Genomic DNA, 16,974 nt, shown 5'->3' with positions numbered 1-16,974 from the left:
ATCCTGCTACTCCTCCAGCACCCAGGTGTCCTTGGTGCCGCCGCCCTGGCTGGAATTGACGACCAGGGAGCCTTTCTTCAGCGCCACGCGCGTCAGACCGCCGGGGGTGATGTTGATGCCGCGCGGCGAGACCAGCACGAAGGGGCGCAAATCGACATGGCGCGGCGCGAGGCCGGTCTTCGTCAGGATCGGCACCGTGGACAGCGACAGGGTCGGCTGGGCAATGTAGTTGCCGGGCTTGGCCTTCAGCTTGTCGCGGAAATTGGAGATTTCGCGCTTGGAGGCGGCCGGTCCCACCAGCATGCCGTAGCCGCCCGAGCCATGCACTTCCTTGACGACAAGCTCGTGCAGATTGTCCAGCACATAGGCAAGCGAATCGGGTTCCGAGCAGCGCCATGTCGGCACGTTCTTCAGGATCGCGGTTTCGCCGGTGTAGAACTCGACGATGTCCGGCATGTAGGAATAGATCGCCTTGTCGTCGGCGATACCGGTGCCGGGCGCGTTGGCGATTGTGATGCCGCCGGACCGGTAGACGTCGAAGATGCCGGGAACGCCGAGCAGCGAATCCGGGTTGAAATTCAGCGGGTCTAGGTAATCGTCGTCGATGCGGCGGTAGATCACGTCGATGGGCGTGTAACCGCGGGTGGTGCGCATCGCGATGCGCCCCTCGATGACGCGCAGATCGTGACCCTCGACCAGTTCGGCGCCCATCTGGTCGGCCAGGAAGGCGTGTTCGAAATAGGCCGAATTGTGGATGCCCGGGGTCAGCACGGCAACCACCGGCTTGTCGGTGCAGGCGAGCGGCGCGCTCGCGGCGAGCGAGCGGCGCAGGTTCTTTGGATAGTCGCTGACCGGCTGCACGCGGACACGCGAGAACAGTTCCGGGAACATCTGCAGCATCGTTTCCCGGTTCTCCAGCATGTAGGAGACGCCGGACGGCGTGCGTGCATTGTCCTCCAGCACGTAGAACTGGTCCTCGCCGGTGCGCACGATGTCGGTGCCGACGATGTGGGTGTAGATGTTGCCGGGCGGCGCGACGCCGATCATCTTCGGCAGGAAGGCCTCGTTGGCGGCGATCAGTTCGACCGGGATGCGGCCGGCGCGCAGGATCTCCTGGCGGTGATAAATATCGTAGAGGAAGGCGTTGATGGCGCGCACGCGCTGCTCGATGCCGCGCGACAGGCGCGCCCATTCCCGGCCGGAGATGATTCGCGGAACGATGTCGAAGGGGATCAGCCGTTCCGCTGCTTCCTGCTGGCCATAGACGTTGAAGGTGATGCCGATCCGCCGGAAGAAGGTCTCGGCCTCCTTCGATTTCTGGCTCAGCCTGGCGATGTCCTCGTCGCAGAACCACTCGTGATAATCACGGTATGGCAGCCTGGCCCGGTCTTCACCGGCAAGCATTTCGTCGAAGAACCCATCGGCCTGCTGCATAGCGCAAACTCTATGTGATTGTGTGAAATACGCAAGTGGCTAGCTGCCCGGGCGTTCGGCAAGACCTTCAAAATGTTGCGCAAAATATCGGCAACCCGCTCTTTTGACGTGCATTTTCGCGGCATTCTGCTCCGTGATGCGCCACGCGCGACACTGCGATTCCACGCCCGGCATTGCGCCGGCGCGGCAGTCGGCGGATCATGCTACGCAGGCAAACCAGGACGAAAGAGGAGCCCTTCGTGATTTGCGAAATCGTCACCTTCCCCGCCCCGCCCGGCGCCAGCCGCACGGACATCGTCGAGGACGCCAGACATGTGGTTGAACGTTGGCAGGGCGAGCACGATCTCGTGCGCAAGCATTTCGTCTGGAGCGACGATCGCTCGACGCTGAAGGGCATCTATTTCTGGAAGTCGCGCACGGCTGCCGAAAACGCCCATGACGCGGCGTGGCGCGCTGCCTGCGAGAAACGCACCGGCGCAGCGCCCGACATCGCCTATTTCGACCTGTTCATGATCATCGACAACGACGCCGATGCGGTGACCGAGTACCCGCCTGTCGATGGCGGCGAATAAGGTCCGAACCTGCGAACCGGATCACGCCGCCCGGCAGGCGCTGCAAAGGCCACGCATTTCCACCGTCGTCTTGCGCGGCGCGAAGCCGGTCCGCCCAGTGATCGCCTCCAGGGCGCTCACCAGCGATGTGTCGGAGATTTCGGCGACCGTGCCGCATTCGTCGCAAATGGCGAAAGCGACCGTGGCGTGGGTGTCGCAATCCGGGTGGCGGCAGGCGACGAAGGCGTTCAGGCTTTCCAGCCGGTGGACCATGCCGAGATCGAGCAGCTTGTCGAGGGCGCGATAGACCTGCAGCGGGGCGCGCAGCCCCTCGCCCGTCAGCCTTTCGAGGATGTTGTAGGCCGTCAGCGGCGTATCGGCGTCTTCCAAAGCCTCGAAGACGAGGGATTGGTTGCGTGTCAGATCGGGTTTCTCGGCGTGGTGATGGATAGTGTTCATGACGGTCCTCCGGCCTTTCGGCGGTCGCCCAGATGCAACAGGCTGACGATGAAAAAGGCAAGCGCGGCGACGACGATGCTGGGGCCGGACGGCGTGTCCCATTCAAGCGAGGCGAAGAGGCCCGCCACCACGGCCAGCACGCCCGCGACGGCGGCGAACACAGCCATGTGCTCCGGTCCGGCTGCAAACCGGCGGGCGGTGGCCGCGGGGATGATCAATAGCGCGGTGATCAGCAACACGCCGACGATCTTCATCGCGATAGCCACCACCACGGCCAGCAGCAGCATGAAGATCAGGTTGGCGCGGGCCGGCCGCATGCCTTCTGCGGCCGCGAGCTCCGGATTGACGGTCGCGGCGAAGAGAGGCTTCCAGATGAAGGCGAGAACCGCGAGGACCAGTCCGCCGCCGGCATAGACGACGGCGATGTCGGTCTTCGAGACGGCGAGGATGTCTCCGAACAGCAGGCCCATCAAGTCGATGCGGACCCAGGTCATGAAGGCAAGCGCGACCAGGCCGAGCGCGAGCGCCGAATGCGACAGGAGGCCGAGGAGCGAATCCGCCGACAGGCTGGCGCGCCGCTGCAACGCCAACAACAGCAGCGCTATGACGACCGAAACGGCGAAGACGGCGAGCGTGACGTCGACCTCGAGCAGGAAGGCAAGCGCGACGCCCAGCAGGGCGGCATGCGACAGCGTGTCGCCGAAATAGGCCATGCGGCGCCAGACGATGAAACAGCCCAGCGGCCCGGTGACGAGCGCGACGCCCGCGCCGGCGACCAGGGCGCGAATGAAGAAGTCATTCAGCATCGGCTTTTCCCTCGCCCGCTTCCGGCGCGTCGCCGTGATGATCATGATGATCATCGTCGTCGTGATAATGGTGGTGGTGGTGCCCGTCGCCCGGGAAACAATGCGCGGTGACCGTTCCGTCGGCATGCCGGACACGACCATCCGGCAGGTGGGTGTGATCGTGATGATGCTGGTAGACGGCCAGTTGCGCCGCGCCACGCGATCCGAACAGCGATCGGTATTCCTCGCTCTCTGCCACCACCTGCGGCGTGCCGTGGCAGCAGACATGGCCGTTGAGGCACAGGACCCGGTCGGTGGCAGCCATCACGACGTGCAGATCGTGCGAAATCATCAGGATGCCGCAATGCAGGCGGTCGCGGATGGCCGACACCAGTTCGTAAAGCGCGATTTCGCCGCTGAAATCGACGCCCTGGACCGGCTCGTCAAGGACCAGCAGGTCGGGTCGCCGGGCGATCGCGCGGGCGAGAAGCGCGCGCTGGAATTCGCCACCGGACAGGTTGCGGACCTCGGCTGCGGCCAGATGGCTGATCCCGGTCGCGGCAAGCGCCTCGTCCTTCTCGGCCCGCGACAGCGGATTGGTGAGCGTCAGGAACCTATCGACGGTGAGCGGCAGGGTCCAGTCGATGGCGACCTTCTGCGGCACATAGCCGACCCGCAGGCCGTCGCGGCGCGTCGCGCGCCCCTCGCTCGGGGCGATGACGCCCAGCGCCATGCGCGCCGTCGTCGACTTGCCGGACCCGTTCGGGCCGATCAGCGTGACGATCTCGCCGGAGCGCACTTCCAGGTCGATATCGCGCACCAGCCAGCGGCCGGAACGCGAGATGCCGGCCTTTTCGAGGCGCACAAGCGGTTGCGGTGATTGCAGCACGGGGCTTTCCTTCTCGATGAAACCGTTTGGCGCGACTTGACGGTCACGTCAATCTCGGGTTATTCGCAATCCAGTGTTATGATATAACATCACGTATGTAGCACTCCACTCGCAAACCACAAGCCATCGAACGGATCCCCCAATGATGCATCGCCGCACAGCCCTGCTCGCCGCCTGCGCCCTGCCCGCGCTCGCCGCCTCCGCCCAGGCGGAGGTCAATGTCGTCACCTCCATCAAGCCCGTCCATTCGCTTGTTTCGGCCGTGATGAAGGGCGCCGGCGCGCCGACGCTGATCGTCGAAGGCGCCGCTTCGCCGCACACCTACAGCCTGAAGCCGTCGCAGGCCGCCGCGCTGCAGGACGCCGACGTGATCTTCTGGATCGGCGACGGTCTCGAAAACTTCCTGGAAAAGCCGATCAGCACAATCGGTGCCGGGACCACGGCCATCGAGCTGGTGCATTCGCACGGGCTGGAGACGCTCGGCTTCCGCGAGGGCGGAACCTTCGAGAAGCACTCGCATGCCGATGGCGACCATGACGAGCATGAGGAGCACGCCGAGGCCGAAGACCACGAGCACGAGCACGAGCACGAGCACGACGACGATCATGACCATCACGAGGACCATGATCACGAGGACGACCACGATCATGACGAGCATCACGATCATGGGTCGGTCGACATGCATCTCTGGCTCGATCCGATGAACGGCAAGGCGATGGTGCATGAGATCGCCGAAACGCTTGCGGCGATCGATCCCGACAACGCCGATCTCTACGAGGCCAATGCCGCGGACGTCTCCGACCGGCTGGACGCGCTTGCGGCCGAACTGACGGTTGACCTGGAGCCGGTGCACGACAAGGGCTACATCGTCTTCCACGACGCCTATCAGTATTTCGAACACCGCTTCGGCCTGACGCCGGCGGGTTCGATCACCGTGACGCCGGACATCATGCCGGGTGCCGAGCGGCTGCACGAAATCCGCGCCAAGGTCACCGAACTCGGCGCGACCTGTGTCTTCGCCGAACCGCAATTCGAGCCGAAGCTGATTTCGGTGATCACGGAAGGCACCGATGCTAAGTCCGGAACGCTCGACCCGCTGGGCGCGGGCATCAAGGACGGCCCGGACCTCTATTTCGAGCTGCTGCGCGGCATGGCGACGTCCTTCAAGACGTGCCTGACCGCCCAATAGACAGCGACAAACGGTTGAAGCTGGTCAATGCCCGCGCTGCATTGGCCGGCTTGCCTTTTCCACCGTCGGCATTTCCGCCGAAGCGAACTGGAATGCGGCGGAGTACGTTCATATATACCGGAAAAGAGATATTTTCCGGAGCATCCACATGTCCGAGCGCATGGAAGTTGTCTGTCCCGCCTGTGCGGCCGTCAACCGGCTGCCCGCCGACAAGCCCGCCAGCAAGGCGAAATGCGGCGTTTGCCACGAGCCCCTGTTCCACGGCAAACCGGCAAATGCGAGCACGGCGATGTTCGACAAGCAGATCGCTCGCAGTTCGGTGCCGGTGGTCGTCGATGTCTGGGCGCCATGGTGCGGCCCCTGCCGGATGATGGCGCCCGCCTTCGAAGCCGCGGCGAAGGCTATGGAACCGCAGGTGCGTTTCCTGAAGCTCAATTCAGACGAGGAACAGGCCGTGTCCGCCCGTCTCGGCATTCGCGGCATCCCGACGTTGTTGCTCTACCGGAACGGACGCGAGATCGCTCGCCAATCCGGCGCGATGACCGCGGGGCAGATCACCGGCTGGGTTCGCCAGCATGCGGGCGTGCCTACCTGATCCTGTCCGGGAGGCGTCATGCGATGGCCGTCGTGACGCCGATGACGGCGGCGAGACCATGGGATGACGTCATCACCCAGCGGCCAAGGCCTTGAGAGGAACGCACCGCGGCCGAACCAGATGGCGAATTGGTTCAATCTGTCACCGAAATTGTCCTGTTCGACCGCTCCGCCCGCCGCCAGAATAGCGCCCGCATCCTCCAATACTCTTAAGACATTGCGAAGTAATTCAAGACGTTCTCCGCAAGGCGCCAACGCGGCCGAGCGATTCAAAGCGTGCTGCCGCGCGGCCTGACCTTTGTTTCGTATTTTTCCCGCAACGGCATGTGGCTACGACACTTGACGCTGACGACGTGGCAACGCAGAAGTTCGGGAAATCGGGAAAACACGATGCCTCAGAAAACCAGTGCGCTGGTCGTTGCGAAAGACAATGGTTACGGGCTGACCATGGACGCCGCGCTTGTCGGGGAAACGCTCGAGGAGATCGGCTTTGCGGTCGAGTTCGCCCGGCAGGGCACGCGCGGCTTGCTGGAGCGCCTGCGCAAGAAGGCAGACTACGATGTTGCGTTCCATATCGAGCGCGCCTTTCCCGAGTGGCGCAACGCCGCCCGCAAGAACGTGCTGATCCCGAATCAGGAGCGCTTTCCCCGCAGGCACATCGGCAGGCTTCGCAGCATGGATGCTGTGCTGACCAAGACCGCGCACGCGCAGTCCATCTTCTCGGCTCTGGGCGCGCCCGTCCTTCCCGTCGGTTTCAGCTCGCGCGACCTCTATGACGCGTCCGTCGCCAAGGACTGGCGCGGGTTCCTGCACGTCGCGGGCGGCAGCACGGTCAAGGGCACGGAAGACATTGTGGCCCTTTGGGCGCGACATCCCGAATGGCCGGAACTCCTGCTTGTGCAGAAGGAAAAGAAGTTGCCGGCGGACATGCCGCCCAATGTGCGGACATTGCAGGGCTTTCTCGCTGAGGACGAATTGCGCGCCCTGATGAACCGCTGCGGCATTCACTTGTGCCCGTCACGTTCGGAGGGTTGGGGACACTACATCCACGAGGCGCTTGGCTGCGGGGCCGTCGTGATCACCACCGATGCCCCGCCGATGAACGAGTTCGTGGATCCGCGCGTGGGCTTTCTCGTGCCGGCGGGACGGCAGCAGCCGCGACATCTGGGGACTGACTATTTCATCGATCCGGCCGCGCTCGAAGCCGCGATCACCACCGCGCTGGAAACCGACCCCGATCTGCTCGCCGCCCGCGGCCAGGATGCCCGGCAGCACTTCCTCGCCAACCGGAACGCCTTTGCCGAACGGCTTTCCAATGCCCTTGCGCAGATCATCGTGGAATGCCCTGCATCCGACGCGGGCCGGCAGGTCGGCTCGCTGCAGGAAAGCTCGAAAGCGACCTGAGTGCGGTGGACCGTACCCGGCCCTGCGCGTTTGCGGATGCGGTCGTGCGCCGTGTCGCTGATGACTGAGCCATGAAAATACTCGTCTGGGCCAGTTCGTTCGGACACACGATTGGTGGCGGTCCGGTTCTGGGTCCGCTGCTGTTCGAGGCCCTCGCTGCCCGCGGCCACGATATCATCGTGCTGACGGATCGTCGCCCGCTCACGCTGCCAGCGGAAGAGCAACGCGACGGCGTGCGCGTTTTGCGACTTCCCTTCCGAAGTGCGCTGGGCGGCGACAGCCGGCTCTTCCTGAACCTGCGTCGCGAGGTTGCACAGATCAGGCGGGAATTCGAGCCGGATCTGGTGCACATCTTTTCTCCCGGCTACAGCGAGCTCTTCCACCACCTCACCCAGACGGACGACGGGCCGCCACTCGTGGTGACACTGCATGACAGTTTCCGTGCAGACAGCTTCACGCCGGAGGCGATCGTCGGCCGCGATGTCCGCGCGGCGTCCTGGGTGACGGCCTGTTCCAGCTTTGTTCTGGACAACGCCCGCCGCCATGTGCCGGCGATCACCGACCGCTCCTCGGTGATCCTGAACGCCCTGCCCGCGCCCGGCATCGCGGGATGGAAGGCTCCACCCGATCGACCCGAACTCCTTTATGTCGGTCGCCTGGTGGAGAAGAAGGGCGTTGATCTACTTCTGCGCGCCGTCCATCGCCTCGGTGACAGGCCGAACCCGCCCTTGCTGACGATTATCGGATGGGGCGACGACGCGGCGGCGCTGAAACGGCTGAGCGAGGATCTCGGCATCGCTCCCCGCGTGACCTTCGCCGGAAGCCTCGATCGTGCTGCTGTCTTCGAGGCCATGTCGAGATGCAGCATGGTCGTGGTGCCGTCACGGATCGAACCCTTCGGCCTCGTCGCGCTGGAGGCGGCCCAGCTCGGCTGTCCGCTTGTCGCCGCGCGGGTGGACGGATTGCCCGAAGTCGTCCTCGACGGGCAAACAGGCCTCCTGATTCCTCCCGACGACATCGATGCGCTGACGGGGGCAATCCGACGGCTGATCGAAGACCCTTCCCAAGCAATCCGGCTGGGCCGGAAGGCGCGAGCGCGAGCGCTTAACAGCTTTGCCTGGACCGACTATGTTTCGGCATTCGAAGACCTGTATCGCAGACTGGCCCGCCCATGAGCCGCCACACCGAGCCCCTGCTTCTGGATACCACCGCCGTTCTCCTGCCCGACCGAACGGAAACGCTTTTCCTCAAGGCGTGCCTGGGCGTCGAGACGAACGCAAGCTGGACAAAGCTCCGAGCTGACTTACCGGATCTGAAGGCGATGATTGCGGGCGCGCCGGCTTTCAAGCGCCTGCTACCGCTTCTGTTTCACACGCTGACGCGGGACGGCATCACCGTCGCGCCATCCGATCTCGCCGTGTTGCGGCTCGCCAGTGCCTGGGAGGAACGGCGGGCCGCGCGTATCGACGAGTTGCTCCGCGACATCATCGGCGCGCTTGCGGATTGTACGATCGAGCCGGTGCTTGTGAAAGGCGTCGCACTTGCGCATGGCGCCTATCCGAAACCGGCGCTGCGCCATTGCCACGACATCGATCTGCTCATTCCAGTACACCAGCGCGAGATGGCGGCGGACGCCATGTGCCGCCTCGGCTTCAGCGGCCGGGGAGCGAAGACACCGGAAGACGGCAGGCTGGTGCTGGTGCACACGGACGGGTTGCCAGTCAGCATCCACAGCGACCTGGCCGGCGTCACTCCATCCCGTTTCGTCAGAACCGAAATTGCGGGCGTTTCGACGCGCATTGTCGGCCCCGAGGACCTGCTCCTCTTCCTTGCGGCACAGTTGCTCGCCAGCCGGGTGCGCGACCGGACCAGTTGGGTGATGGACATAGTGCTGATGCTCCGGGCCACACCGGCGGCAGAGATCGACTGGCCGTACCTTGTCGATAAAGCCGGCGAACGCGACCTTGCGCTCGTACTGCTCGCAATGACGACCTATCTCGACATCGAATTCGGGACGGCAATTCCCACGCCCGCACTTGCCCGCTTGCGCGAGGCCGCCGGCATGGGACCTGAAGCGCGCGACAGGATACTTTGGCGGCTGCGCCAGAACCCGCTGGTCAGCGCCAGCCAAATCATGAAGGCGAGCGGCTGGCGGTCGCGCCTGGACGTCATCCGGTGGATGACGGTCCCAACAAGCGCCTATCTGCAGAGCTGGTGCAGGGAAAAGGGACTGCGCTGGTCGCCCGCCTGGTATGCGCTGCGGCCGCTGCGACGCCTGTCGATGCAGGCGTTCCCGCCGAATGGAACGGCGCGCAACACCGCCAAGGGCGAGGACCTTCGGTAGTGCGGCAGGAACGATCCGGTTCGATCCTTTCGACGGTCCGCCTGTCGGATTTCGGCCTGCGCCGGGAGCCGCCGCGACCGCTCAACGACCGTCAGCCCGGCTATGAAGCCCTCTTCGACTACGACACCTTGTTCTACGACGTCTTTCGCAGTTGCGACGGCCGGAAGATTCTCTGCCCCGGCCCGCCGCAGCTCAATTGCGAACCGTTCTTGGCGGACATGCGGTTTCGGCTGAACGAAGACTTCCACCCGCTGGAAGCCGTCTACCGGCCGTCGCAAATGCACCTTCAGCCCAACGGACGCTACGAACTGTCCGTTCCCATTGGCATCGATCCGCGCAGCCTGACGATCGAGGCCTGCGGCCGATCGGTCACCGTTCCGGTGCGCGGTTCCGGCTGCGGGATCTTCCGGGACCGGCGCGTTGTGCTCACCATGGTCAAGAACACGCCGATGCAATGGATTCGGGACTGGGCGCAGTTCAACATCCGCATCCACGGCGCCGAGTCCGTCATCCTGTATGACAACGGTTCCTCGACCTATGCGCCCGGCGCGTTGCAGCGCATGCTGGACGACCTCGACGCGCGCGGGCCTCATCTCGTGATCGACTGGGACTTCCCCTACGGCCCAGGGGTCGGCCCGCGCAACGTCCAGGATTCCTTCTACTGCCAGCCCGGCGGTCTCGACCATGCGCGACGCCGATTCTGCGCGCAGTCACGTTCCGTCCTGAACTGCGACATCGACGAATTGGTCGTCGGCCCGAAAGGCGTTTCGGTGTTCGACGAAGCCGAAGCCCAGCAAGGTCCGGGGCTGCACATCCATGGACAATGGGCCGAACTGGTCGGCGAACCGCGAGAGACGAGCGACGCACCGGGCGCGACACGCCATCTCGACTTCCGCTTCTCACCACGAAAGCAGTCTCTGTGGCGCTGGCTCGGACGATACGACAGGCTTCTTCGCACCAAATGGGTGGCCGTGCCCGCGCAGTGCGACGACCGGATCGACTGGACCGTGCATGCGCTCGCCCCGCCTGATCAGGCGACCGGCACTGTTTCCAAGCCGACGCTTTCGAAGCGGTTCCTCTATCGTCATTTCCGCCAGTTGACGACGAAGGACGCGGCCAAAAGACGCCGCATCAAGCGCCACGATCCGGTCAGATATCGCGTCGATCGCGCCCTGGTTCTGGCAATGCGCGAGGCGCTGCAAATTGATCCCTCATAAGATGCAGCTCGACCCACGCACCCTATCCCGCCGCCATCTTCTGGAACGCCCGGGCTTCACCAGGCCTGACGTGTCGATCGTGTTACCGGCGACCGACACGCCACAAGCCCGTATCGACATGCTCGACGCCTTCGCTCTCGACCAGGGGCTTCATCTTCAAGTCGTGAGATTTGGCGGCGCGAAGACTTCGGAACCGGTCGCCACTCGAAATCGGTCGCTTTCATTGCTCTTCGTCAGCGTAGGCCTTGAAGACTCGCCTGTCGCAGCGATCAACAAGGCGGGCGGAGCGGCGATCGGCCGGTTGATTGTTTTCGGCCCTTCCGCGCCCAAGTCGATCGCAGCAGCGATAGACCGCTTTTCGAACGATCCTTGGCTGGGCGTTATCCGTGACAAAGAGCCGGTGCCTCCTATGGGCCCGTTCAGCACCGGCGTCGCTGTTCGCGGCGATCTGTGGATGGCGTTCGACGGACTGGACGACGCGTTTGAAACGGTCGAATGGGCGTTCGAGGATTTTCTCCTGCGCGCCCGGACGATCGGCTTTGCGACGCCACCGATCGAATACGCAGAGCCGTTCGAGCCGCACCCGGACTTGGAAGCCGACCGCGATCTTTTCCAGAGCCACGCGCAGCTTGCGCCCGACCGGTCCGGTGCGAAACGCCCTCAAGCCACGCCACCTGTCCGGCCGGATCGATTGACCGTCTACACGGCGATCACTGACGGCTATGACAGTCTGAAGCCACAGCTTCCAAGCGCCGTCGGCGGCTCGCCGCTGGTTGCATTTCTGGATCAGGCGACGACCCTCCGACACAACGGCCAGTTCCGGGGTTGGCAGCCGAAGACCGCGCAATTTCCCGAGATCGGCGCCCGGCGCGCGTCTCGCTTTTTCAAGGCCAACGCCCATCTGGCCCTGCCGGAGAGCCGATACAGCCTGTGGATCGACGCCTCCGTCTCGCTGGTCGCGCCCTTCGACATGGCGCAACTCGCGGACATGTTCCTGGCGGATTGCGACCTGTGCGTGTTTCGTCATCACGCCCGCCAGTCGATCCGCGAAGAGGCGGAAGCGTGCAAGGCTCTGGGACTGGACGCACCGGACACGATCGACCGCCAGGTGGATCGCTATCGCCGCGAGGGCCTACCCGACGATACGGGGCTTGCCGAGTTGCCGATCATCCTGCGCCGCCATTCAAGAGCCGTCGAAGCGTTCGACGAGGCCTGGTGGGAAGAGATCGCCGCAGGATCCTGGCGTGACCAGCTCAGTTTCAACTATGTCATATGGAAAACCGGCTTACCCTACGCGACATTCCCGCTGTCTCTGGTTATACAAAACGGGCTGTTCGTGAAATTCAGACGGCCGCTGCCCTAGGTGTGTGACCGGTCGAGCAACAGGACATGGGAATGCAGAGTATCGAGTCCGAGGGAGCGATGGCAGGATCGTTTCGCCTCAACGAACCGGCCGTCATCGCCGACGACATCGATGGCGAGATCGTCATCATGAACCTGGAACGCGGCAGCTATTACGGTCTCGACGCCGTCGGCGCCGATGTCTGGCGGATGATGATGTCAGGAGACAACGGCGCGCAGATCGCTGATCGCATCGTCGCCCATTTCGGTGCCGATGCGGACCACGTTCGCGCCGACATCGCCACCCTGATCGCCAAGACGCTGGAGCATGGGCTCGTCGTGCCGGTCGAGTCCCCCGCACCGAACAGTACGGACACCGCACCCGAAATGACCGCGGGCCAATACAATGCCCCCGAACTGACGGTCTATAGCGACATGAAGGATCTTCTGGCGTTCGATCCGCCCCTGCCGGCCTACGATCCCGTTTCCGGCAAATAGCGGGCGCGACCGTGCGACACTGGCACGAAGCCACGTCCGATGCGCGCGCCGACGGCGGGTTCGGCGCCATCATGGATGCGGCCGCAATCGCATCGCAGCGGATCGCGACACACCGGCTGGATATCCGGCTCGCCGGCGAGCGCGTGGAACTGGTCGTAGCGGGGGATGACCTTGCCGCGCATGTCATGCCCGTCTTCGCCCATCTGGCCGAGCCGGACAGTCCGAACGTCACCGCCGAAAGGACCGTGACGTTTCTGGATGCCCGCGCGGCCGGCGGTGCAGCCTTGCCCGCTTCGACCGACGGCGAGTGGGTTCTTCAAGGCGACGGTTGGCAAGTCTCGACACATGGAAACGGACGCTATCTGTCGGAGGTTCGCGACGGCAGCCTGATCTGTCTCGATCGCGCGACGGGGTCGGTCGCGGCGCTCTTCGAGGCGGCGGAGGGGCTTTCTCTCGCCGACCGGGCACGGCCCCTGCAGCGCATGATGAGCCAGATCTGCCTGTCTTGCGGCGCCCAGAACATCCATGGCGGGCTTGTCGCCCGAGACGGTGTCGGCGCCCTGATCGTGGGCGGCAGCGGGCGCGGGAAGACGACCACCTCCATCGATTGCCTGCTGAATGGCCTTGATTTCCTCGGCGACGATTCCGTCGCCATTCGGGAAACCGAGCATGGCAGTTTCTCAGGCTACAGCCTTTACGGATCGACACGGGTGCATCCGCATCAGGTCGCACGCTGGCCGGAAATCCTTGACGACTGGCGCATGCCGGCGCCCGGGGACGACAAGGCCCTGCTCCTGCCCGGAACAATCGCTGCCGGGCGAATGGCGCGCCAATGCGAGATCCGCGCGATCCTCGTCCCGCGCATCACCGACGGCGTCTTTCGGGCCATAATGACATCGCCTCGCGCATCGTTTTCCGCCCTCGTCCATGACAGCGAAGAGACCCGTCGTTTCCAGATGAGCCCGGCCGAATTCCATCGGTTTGCGAGGCTTACGCGGGAAACGCCCTGCTTCCTTTGCGACCTCGACGCCGAGCCCGCGGCCGTCGCCGCCGGTGTCGCCGACATCCTTCGCGAGGTGACGACGTGACCTCCGCCGGCCTGACGGACGCGACCGTGCCGCCATCCGGCATCAGCGTCATCATTCCAGCCTTCGATGGCGAGCGCTTCATTGCTGATACGTTGCGAAGCGTTCTCGCCCAGACGCTTCTCCCGGATGAGATCATCGTCGTCGATGACGGCTCCACCGACGCCACGCCGGAAATAGTCGCCGGCTTCTCTCCGCGCGTGCGCCTCTTGCGCAATTCGCGCGGCGGGCCCGCGGGCGCCCGAAATCGCGGCGTCGCGGAGGCGCGGGGCGCGTTCATCGCCTTCATCGACCATGACGACCTCTGGCACGAGGACAAGCTCGCACTGCAGATGCAGGCCTTTCGCGACGATCCCTCCCTGGATGTCTGCGTGACAGGGATCCAGCGCTTTCGGCAACCGCACCCGTCCGGTGCGATCGAGTTCCTCGGCCAGCCCGTCCCCGGATATCTGACCGTCACGTTGCTGGCACGGCAGGCACGCTTCCAGGCTGTCGGCCCGCTAGACACGTCGCTCAAATATTCCGATTCCGCCGAATGGTTCCTGCGAGCCCGTGAACACGGGTTGAAGGTGCGACTGCTCGAGGACGTACTCACCTATCACCGCAGCCATGGCGAAAACCTGTCGGAGAGCAGCGCCGACCGGGCGCAGGCCGAATTTCTTCAGCTTGCACGATTGCGGATGAAGCGATCGGTCAATGGCTGACACTTCAATGAGCGGTCGCCCGACTATCGCCTTCGGCCCCTCCAGCGACGCGCCGTCCTGGGATTGGGTGGGCGTACGGACCGCGCGGGCGCTGGAAGGCACTTTCAACGTCACCCTGTTCGACGATTTCGCCTCCATACCGGATGCTTCGATCATAGTCATGGTCAAGACGCAGCCGCCGCGCGCATTCGTCGAAGCCGCCCTCGCTCGGGGCATCAAGCTCGTCTATCTGCCGATCGATCGTTATCACGGCGCCGAAGACATCGCTGCCGACGCCTGGTTGCTGGGGGCCTGCAGTCTCGTCCTGTCGCACAGCCGGGCGCTGCTGCCCTGGCTTGAGCCGCATGCGCGGCACGTCGGGTTCATCGAGCATGAAGCGATCCATGCGCTTGAGCCGTTGGCGGACTATAGGCTGGAGGGTTTCGTCCTCTGGGTCGGCGGATGCGAACACCTGCCACATGTCGTCGCGTGGCTTCAGGCGAACGACATCGGCGCGGAGGTCACGCTGCTGACGAATGACCGCAGCAAGACCGCCCGCGTGCAGGCCCATCTGCGCGCCCACGCGTTGGGCCTCCGGCTGGAATTCGGTGACGGAACGGTCAACGGGCATCGCCTGGCGACCTGGAGCGAGGAGGCGCAGGAGCGGCTGATGCGGTCTTGCAGGGCGGCGATCGACATCAAGGGAACCGACTTCAACCAGGCGACGAAACCGCCGACGAAGGCGCAGCAATTCATCGCGTCGGGCATTCCGTTCGCGTGCAATGCCGACAGTTCCATCGCGGATTACCTGACATGGCGGGGTTTCGACGTCGCGGACGTGCAGGATCCCGACCGACTGTTTTCACGCGACTATTTCGATGAGACCCGGACGTTTGCGCCGAAGCTGCGGCGCTGGACATCCGCCAATGCCGTCGGAGAAACCTATCGGGACGCTTTCGAAAGTCTGCTCGCCATGCCGGCCCATCCGGAGGCGTGATCGGCATGTCCGCATTGACATCCGATATCGAGCGCCGGCTCGGAACCTTGCTGGCAACGGCCCGGGCCGGCCCAGACGTGGAAGCCCTCTTGCGGGTGATTGCAGCGCCGAAAGGCGAGGCCGAAAAGGCTTGGGCCGAGTGGCGCAAGGACCACGCGATCGCCGGTGCGTCGGCACGGCAATGGCGGCTGCTCGGCGCCGTCGGCCGCAAACTGATTGACCGCGACATCACGCCCGAAGACCGCAACGCCCTCGCCGCGATCAAACGGGAAATCTGGCGCGACAACCAGCTTCGCATCCGCAATCACGCGCCGATCCTGTACTCGCTGAATGACGCGGGAATTCCCTTCATGATCCTGAAGGGCGGCGCACGCATGGCAACGCAAGCGGGCGCCATGGAGATCCGCCATGCGCGCGATATCGACCTCTTGTTTCCACCCGACCGCCTGGTCGACGGGCTCGACGCGCTGATCGGGATGGGGCTGCGCTCGGTGAGCGGCAGGCTGCCGGGGATGGTCAAGTCGCAAGCATTCGCCCGGCTCCATCCGCCGGGCCGGCAGGGGCTCGACTATCTGGAGATCGACGTCCATTCGGTGCCGCTGCGGCTGGGCGAGCGGGCCAGCAACGAGGACGCGATGTGGCGGCGCTCTATGCAGGGCATTCTCGGCGGCGTTCCCGTGACCGTCCCGGCGCCCGCCGACCGCTTCGTGCACGCAATCGCCCATGGTCTCGTGGCCGACGCCGACGCGCCCGTCGACTGGATCGTCGATGCCATGGTCGCGCTGGACGATCCGGATTTCGAGCCGCGCGTCGTCGCGGAAGAAAGCGAAAGGCGCAGGATCGGTGTCGCCATCGCACTCGGCTCGCTCATCCTGGAGCGACAACTCGACGTGTCGGTCCCGGCCGAGATCTTCGAGGCCTGTTCGCGTGACGTCTCTCGGCTTTCCTACCGGCTCGAGATGAAGGGTCTGCTGAAACTTTCGCGGCGGCGCTCGCCCATCGACCGGCTGTTTGCAGAGATCGCCGAACGCGACCGCGTCTCCGGCCGCGAGCGCGTGACGCGGTCATGGAACACGAGCTGGCTCTTTCGGCCCTCCCTCCGAGCCCCGTCAGCCGACTGGGCGGCGTTTCGCCATGGCATGGCAAGGCTCCCGGGACTGATGCCGCGATCCGGCATTTCGGGCCGGCTCCAAATCTCGCTGGCCGGTCCGAACCGGTCGCTGGACAACCGCTCCTTCGATCTCGTGCTGGACGGGGTCTGGATCGGCCGGGTCAGGCTTCGCATGACCGAAGTGCTCAAATTCGCTCCGCACCGAAGCTGGAGCGCCGTCATCTCCTATCGCATCCCGCAATCTCGAACCGCCACCCGCGACGGCATGCTGGAAGTCATCGCCCTCGACCGGAAAAAGATGCCCGACGCGGCGGACTTGCCGGGTTTCAGGGTCAGCGCTCGTGCGCTCGACTGATCCGAAGCCGGTGTTTGCTTCCCGGCCGTTTCACCAAC

Annotated in this window: 17 protein-coding genes; 13 read left to right on the top strand and 4 right to left on the bottom strand. The window is 64.5% G+C overall.

Going from position 1 to position 16,974, the window contains the following annotated elements; translation table 11 throughout:
- Nucleotides 1–6 precede the first annotated feature (6 nt).
- Nucleotides 7–1,434 (bottom strand): circularly permuted type 2 ATP-grasp protein, encoded by a 1,428-nt coding sequence (locus tag MRY80_RS25435; protein ID WP_293294421.1) that lies wholly within the window; start codon nt 1,432–1,434, stop codon nt 7–9.
- A 239-nt stretch (nt 1,435–1,673) separates the two neighbouring features.
- Between MRY80_RS25435 and MRY80_RS25430 the strand changes: the two genes are divergently transcribed.
- Complete coding sequence (locus MRY80_RS25430; protein WP_293294419.1) at nt 1,674–2,006, top strand: hypothetical protein; 333 nt, start codon at nt 1,674–1,676, stop codon at nt 2,004–2,006.
- 21 nt (nt 2,007–2,027) lie between these two features.
- Here MRY80_RS25430 and MRY80_RS25425 read toward each other — a convergent pair whose 3' ends face one another.
- Genes MRY80_RS25425 through MRY80_RS25415 form a run of 3 tightly spaced genes read right to left on the bottom strand, consistent with a single transcriptional unit; the run spans nt 2,028 to nt 4,118 of the window.
- Nucleotides 2,028–2,444 carry a Fur family transcriptional regulator gene (locus MRY80_RS25425; protein WP_293294418.1) on the bottom strand — a complete coding sequence of 139 codons (417 nt, stop codon included), beginning with the start codon at nt 2,442–2,444 and terminating at the stop codon, nt 2,028–2,030.
- Nucleotides 2,441–3,250, bottom strand: coding sequence for a metal ABC transporter permease (locus MRY80_RS25420; protein ID WP_293294417.1), 810 nt, complete (start codon nt 3,248–3,250; stop codon nt 2,441–2,443). Before MRY80_RS25420 ends, MRY80_RS25425 begins: the two co-directional genes overlap by 4 nt.
- On the bottom strand, nt 3,240–4,118 hold the full coding sequence (locus MRY80_RS25415) for a metal ABC transporter ATP-binding protein (protein ID WP_293294415.1): 879 nt from the start codon (nt 4,116–4,118) through the stop codon (nt 3,240–3,242). The genes MRY80_RS25420 and MRY80_RS25415 overlap by 11 nt, the downstream gene beginning before the upstream one ends.
- Nucleotides 4,119–4,260: 142 nt before the next feature.
- On the opposite strand from MRY80_RS25415, the gene znuA reads away from it, so the two are divergent.
- The 12 genes from znuA to MRY80_RS25355 all read left to right on the top strand — a co-directional run bounded on the left by znuA (nt 4,261) and on the right by MRY80_RS25355 (nt 16,936).
- Nucleotides 4,261–5,307, top strand: coding sequence for a zinc ABC transporter substrate-binding protein ZnuA (gene znuA, locus MRY80_RS25410; protein ID WP_293294414.1), 1,047 nt, complete (start codon nt 4,261–4,263; stop codon nt 5,305–5,307).
- Nucleotides 5,308–5,455: 148 nt separating this feature from the next.
- Nucleotides 5,456–5,902, top strand: a complete 447-nt coding sequence (gene trxC / locus MRY80_RS25405) for a thioredoxin TrxC (protein ID WP_293294413.1) — start codon at nt 5,456–5,458, stop codon at nt 5,900–5,902.
- Nucleotides 5,903–6,177: 275 nt separating this feature from the next.
- Nucleotides 6,178–7,305, top strand: a complete 1,128-nt coding sequence (locus MRY80_RS25400) for a glycosyltransferase family 4 protein (protein WP_293294411.1) — start codon at nt 6,178–6,180, stop codon at nt 7,303–7,305.
- A gap of 71 nt (nt 7,306–7,376) precedes the next feature.
- Nucleotides 7,377–8,480, top strand: coding sequence for a glycosyltransferase family 4 protein (locus MRY80_RS25395; RefSeq protein ID WP_293294410.1), 1,104 nt, complete (start codon nt 7,377–7,379; stop codon nt 8,478–8,480).
- Nucleotides 8,477–9,649: a nucleotidyltransferase family protein gene (locus MRY80_RS25390; RefSeq protein WP_293294408.1), complete on the top strand. Its 1,173-nt coding sequence runs from the start codon at nt 8,477–8,479 to the stop codon at nt 9,647–9,649. The genes MRY80_RS25395 and MRY80_RS25390 overlap by 4 nt, the downstream gene beginning before the upstream one ends.
- Nucleotides 9,649–10,866, top strand: a complete 1,218-nt coding sequence (locus MRY80_RS25385) for a hypothetical protein (RefSeq protein ID WP_293294407.1) — start codon at nt 9,649–9,651, stop codon at nt 10,864–10,866. The genes MRY80_RS25390 and MRY80_RS25385 overlap by 1 nt, the downstream gene beginning before the upstream one ends.
- 1 nt (nt 10,867) lies before the next feature.
- Nucleotides 10,868–12,229 (top strand): glycosyltransferase domain-containing protein, encoded by a 1,362-nt coding sequence (locus MRY80_RS25380; RefSeq protein WP_293294405.1) that lies wholly within the window; start codon nt 10,868–10,870, stop codon nt 12,227–12,229.
- 32 nt (nt 12,230–12,261) lie between these two features.
- Nucleotides 12,262–12,705 carry a PqqD family protein gene (locus tag MRY80_RS25375; protein WP_293294403.1) on the top strand — a complete coding sequence of 148 codons (444 nt, stop codon included), beginning with the start codon at nt 12,262–12,264 and terminating at the stop codon, nt 12,703–12,705.
- An 11-nt stretch (nt 12,706–12,716) separates the two neighbouring features.
- Nucleotides 12,717–13,793 (top strand): hypothetical protein, encoded by a 1,077-nt coding sequence (locus MRY80_RS25370; RefSeq protein WP_293294401.1) that lies wholly within the window; start codon nt 12,717–12,719, stop codon nt 13,791–13,793.
- Nucleotides 13,790–14,494 (top strand): glycosyltransferase family A protein, encoded by a 705-nt coding sequence (locus tag MRY80_RS25365; RefSeq protein ID WP_293294399.1) that lies wholly within the window; start codon nt 13,790–13,792, stop codon nt 14,492–14,494. The genes MRY80_RS25370 and MRY80_RS25365 overlap by 4 nt, the downstream gene beginning before the upstream one ends.
- A complete protein-coding gene (locus tag MRY80_RS25360) occupies nt 14,487–15,470 on the top strand; it encodes a hypothetical protein (protein WP_293294397.1) in 984 nt (327 codons plus the stop codon). Before MRY80_RS25365 ends, MRY80_RS25360 begins: the two co-directional genes overlap by 8 nt.
- Nucleotides 15,471–15,475: 5 nt before the next feature.
- Nucleotides 15,476–16,936 (top strand): nucleotidyltransferase family protein, encoded by a 1,461-nt coding sequence (locus MRY80_RS25355; RefSeq protein WP_293294395.1) that lies wholly within the window; start codon nt 15,476–15,478, stop codon nt 16,934–16,936.
- The last annotated feature ends 38 nt before the right edge of the window (nt 16,937–16,974 follow it).

The sequence above is a fragment of the Oricola sp. genome (assembly GCF_022763245.1).
Taxonomy (GTDB): Bacteria; Pseudomonadota; Alphaproteobacteria; order Rhizobiales; family Rhizobiaceae; genus Oricola.
Note: the sequence above shows the minus strand (reverse complement) of the source record. Positions and strands in the feature narration are given on the sequence as shown.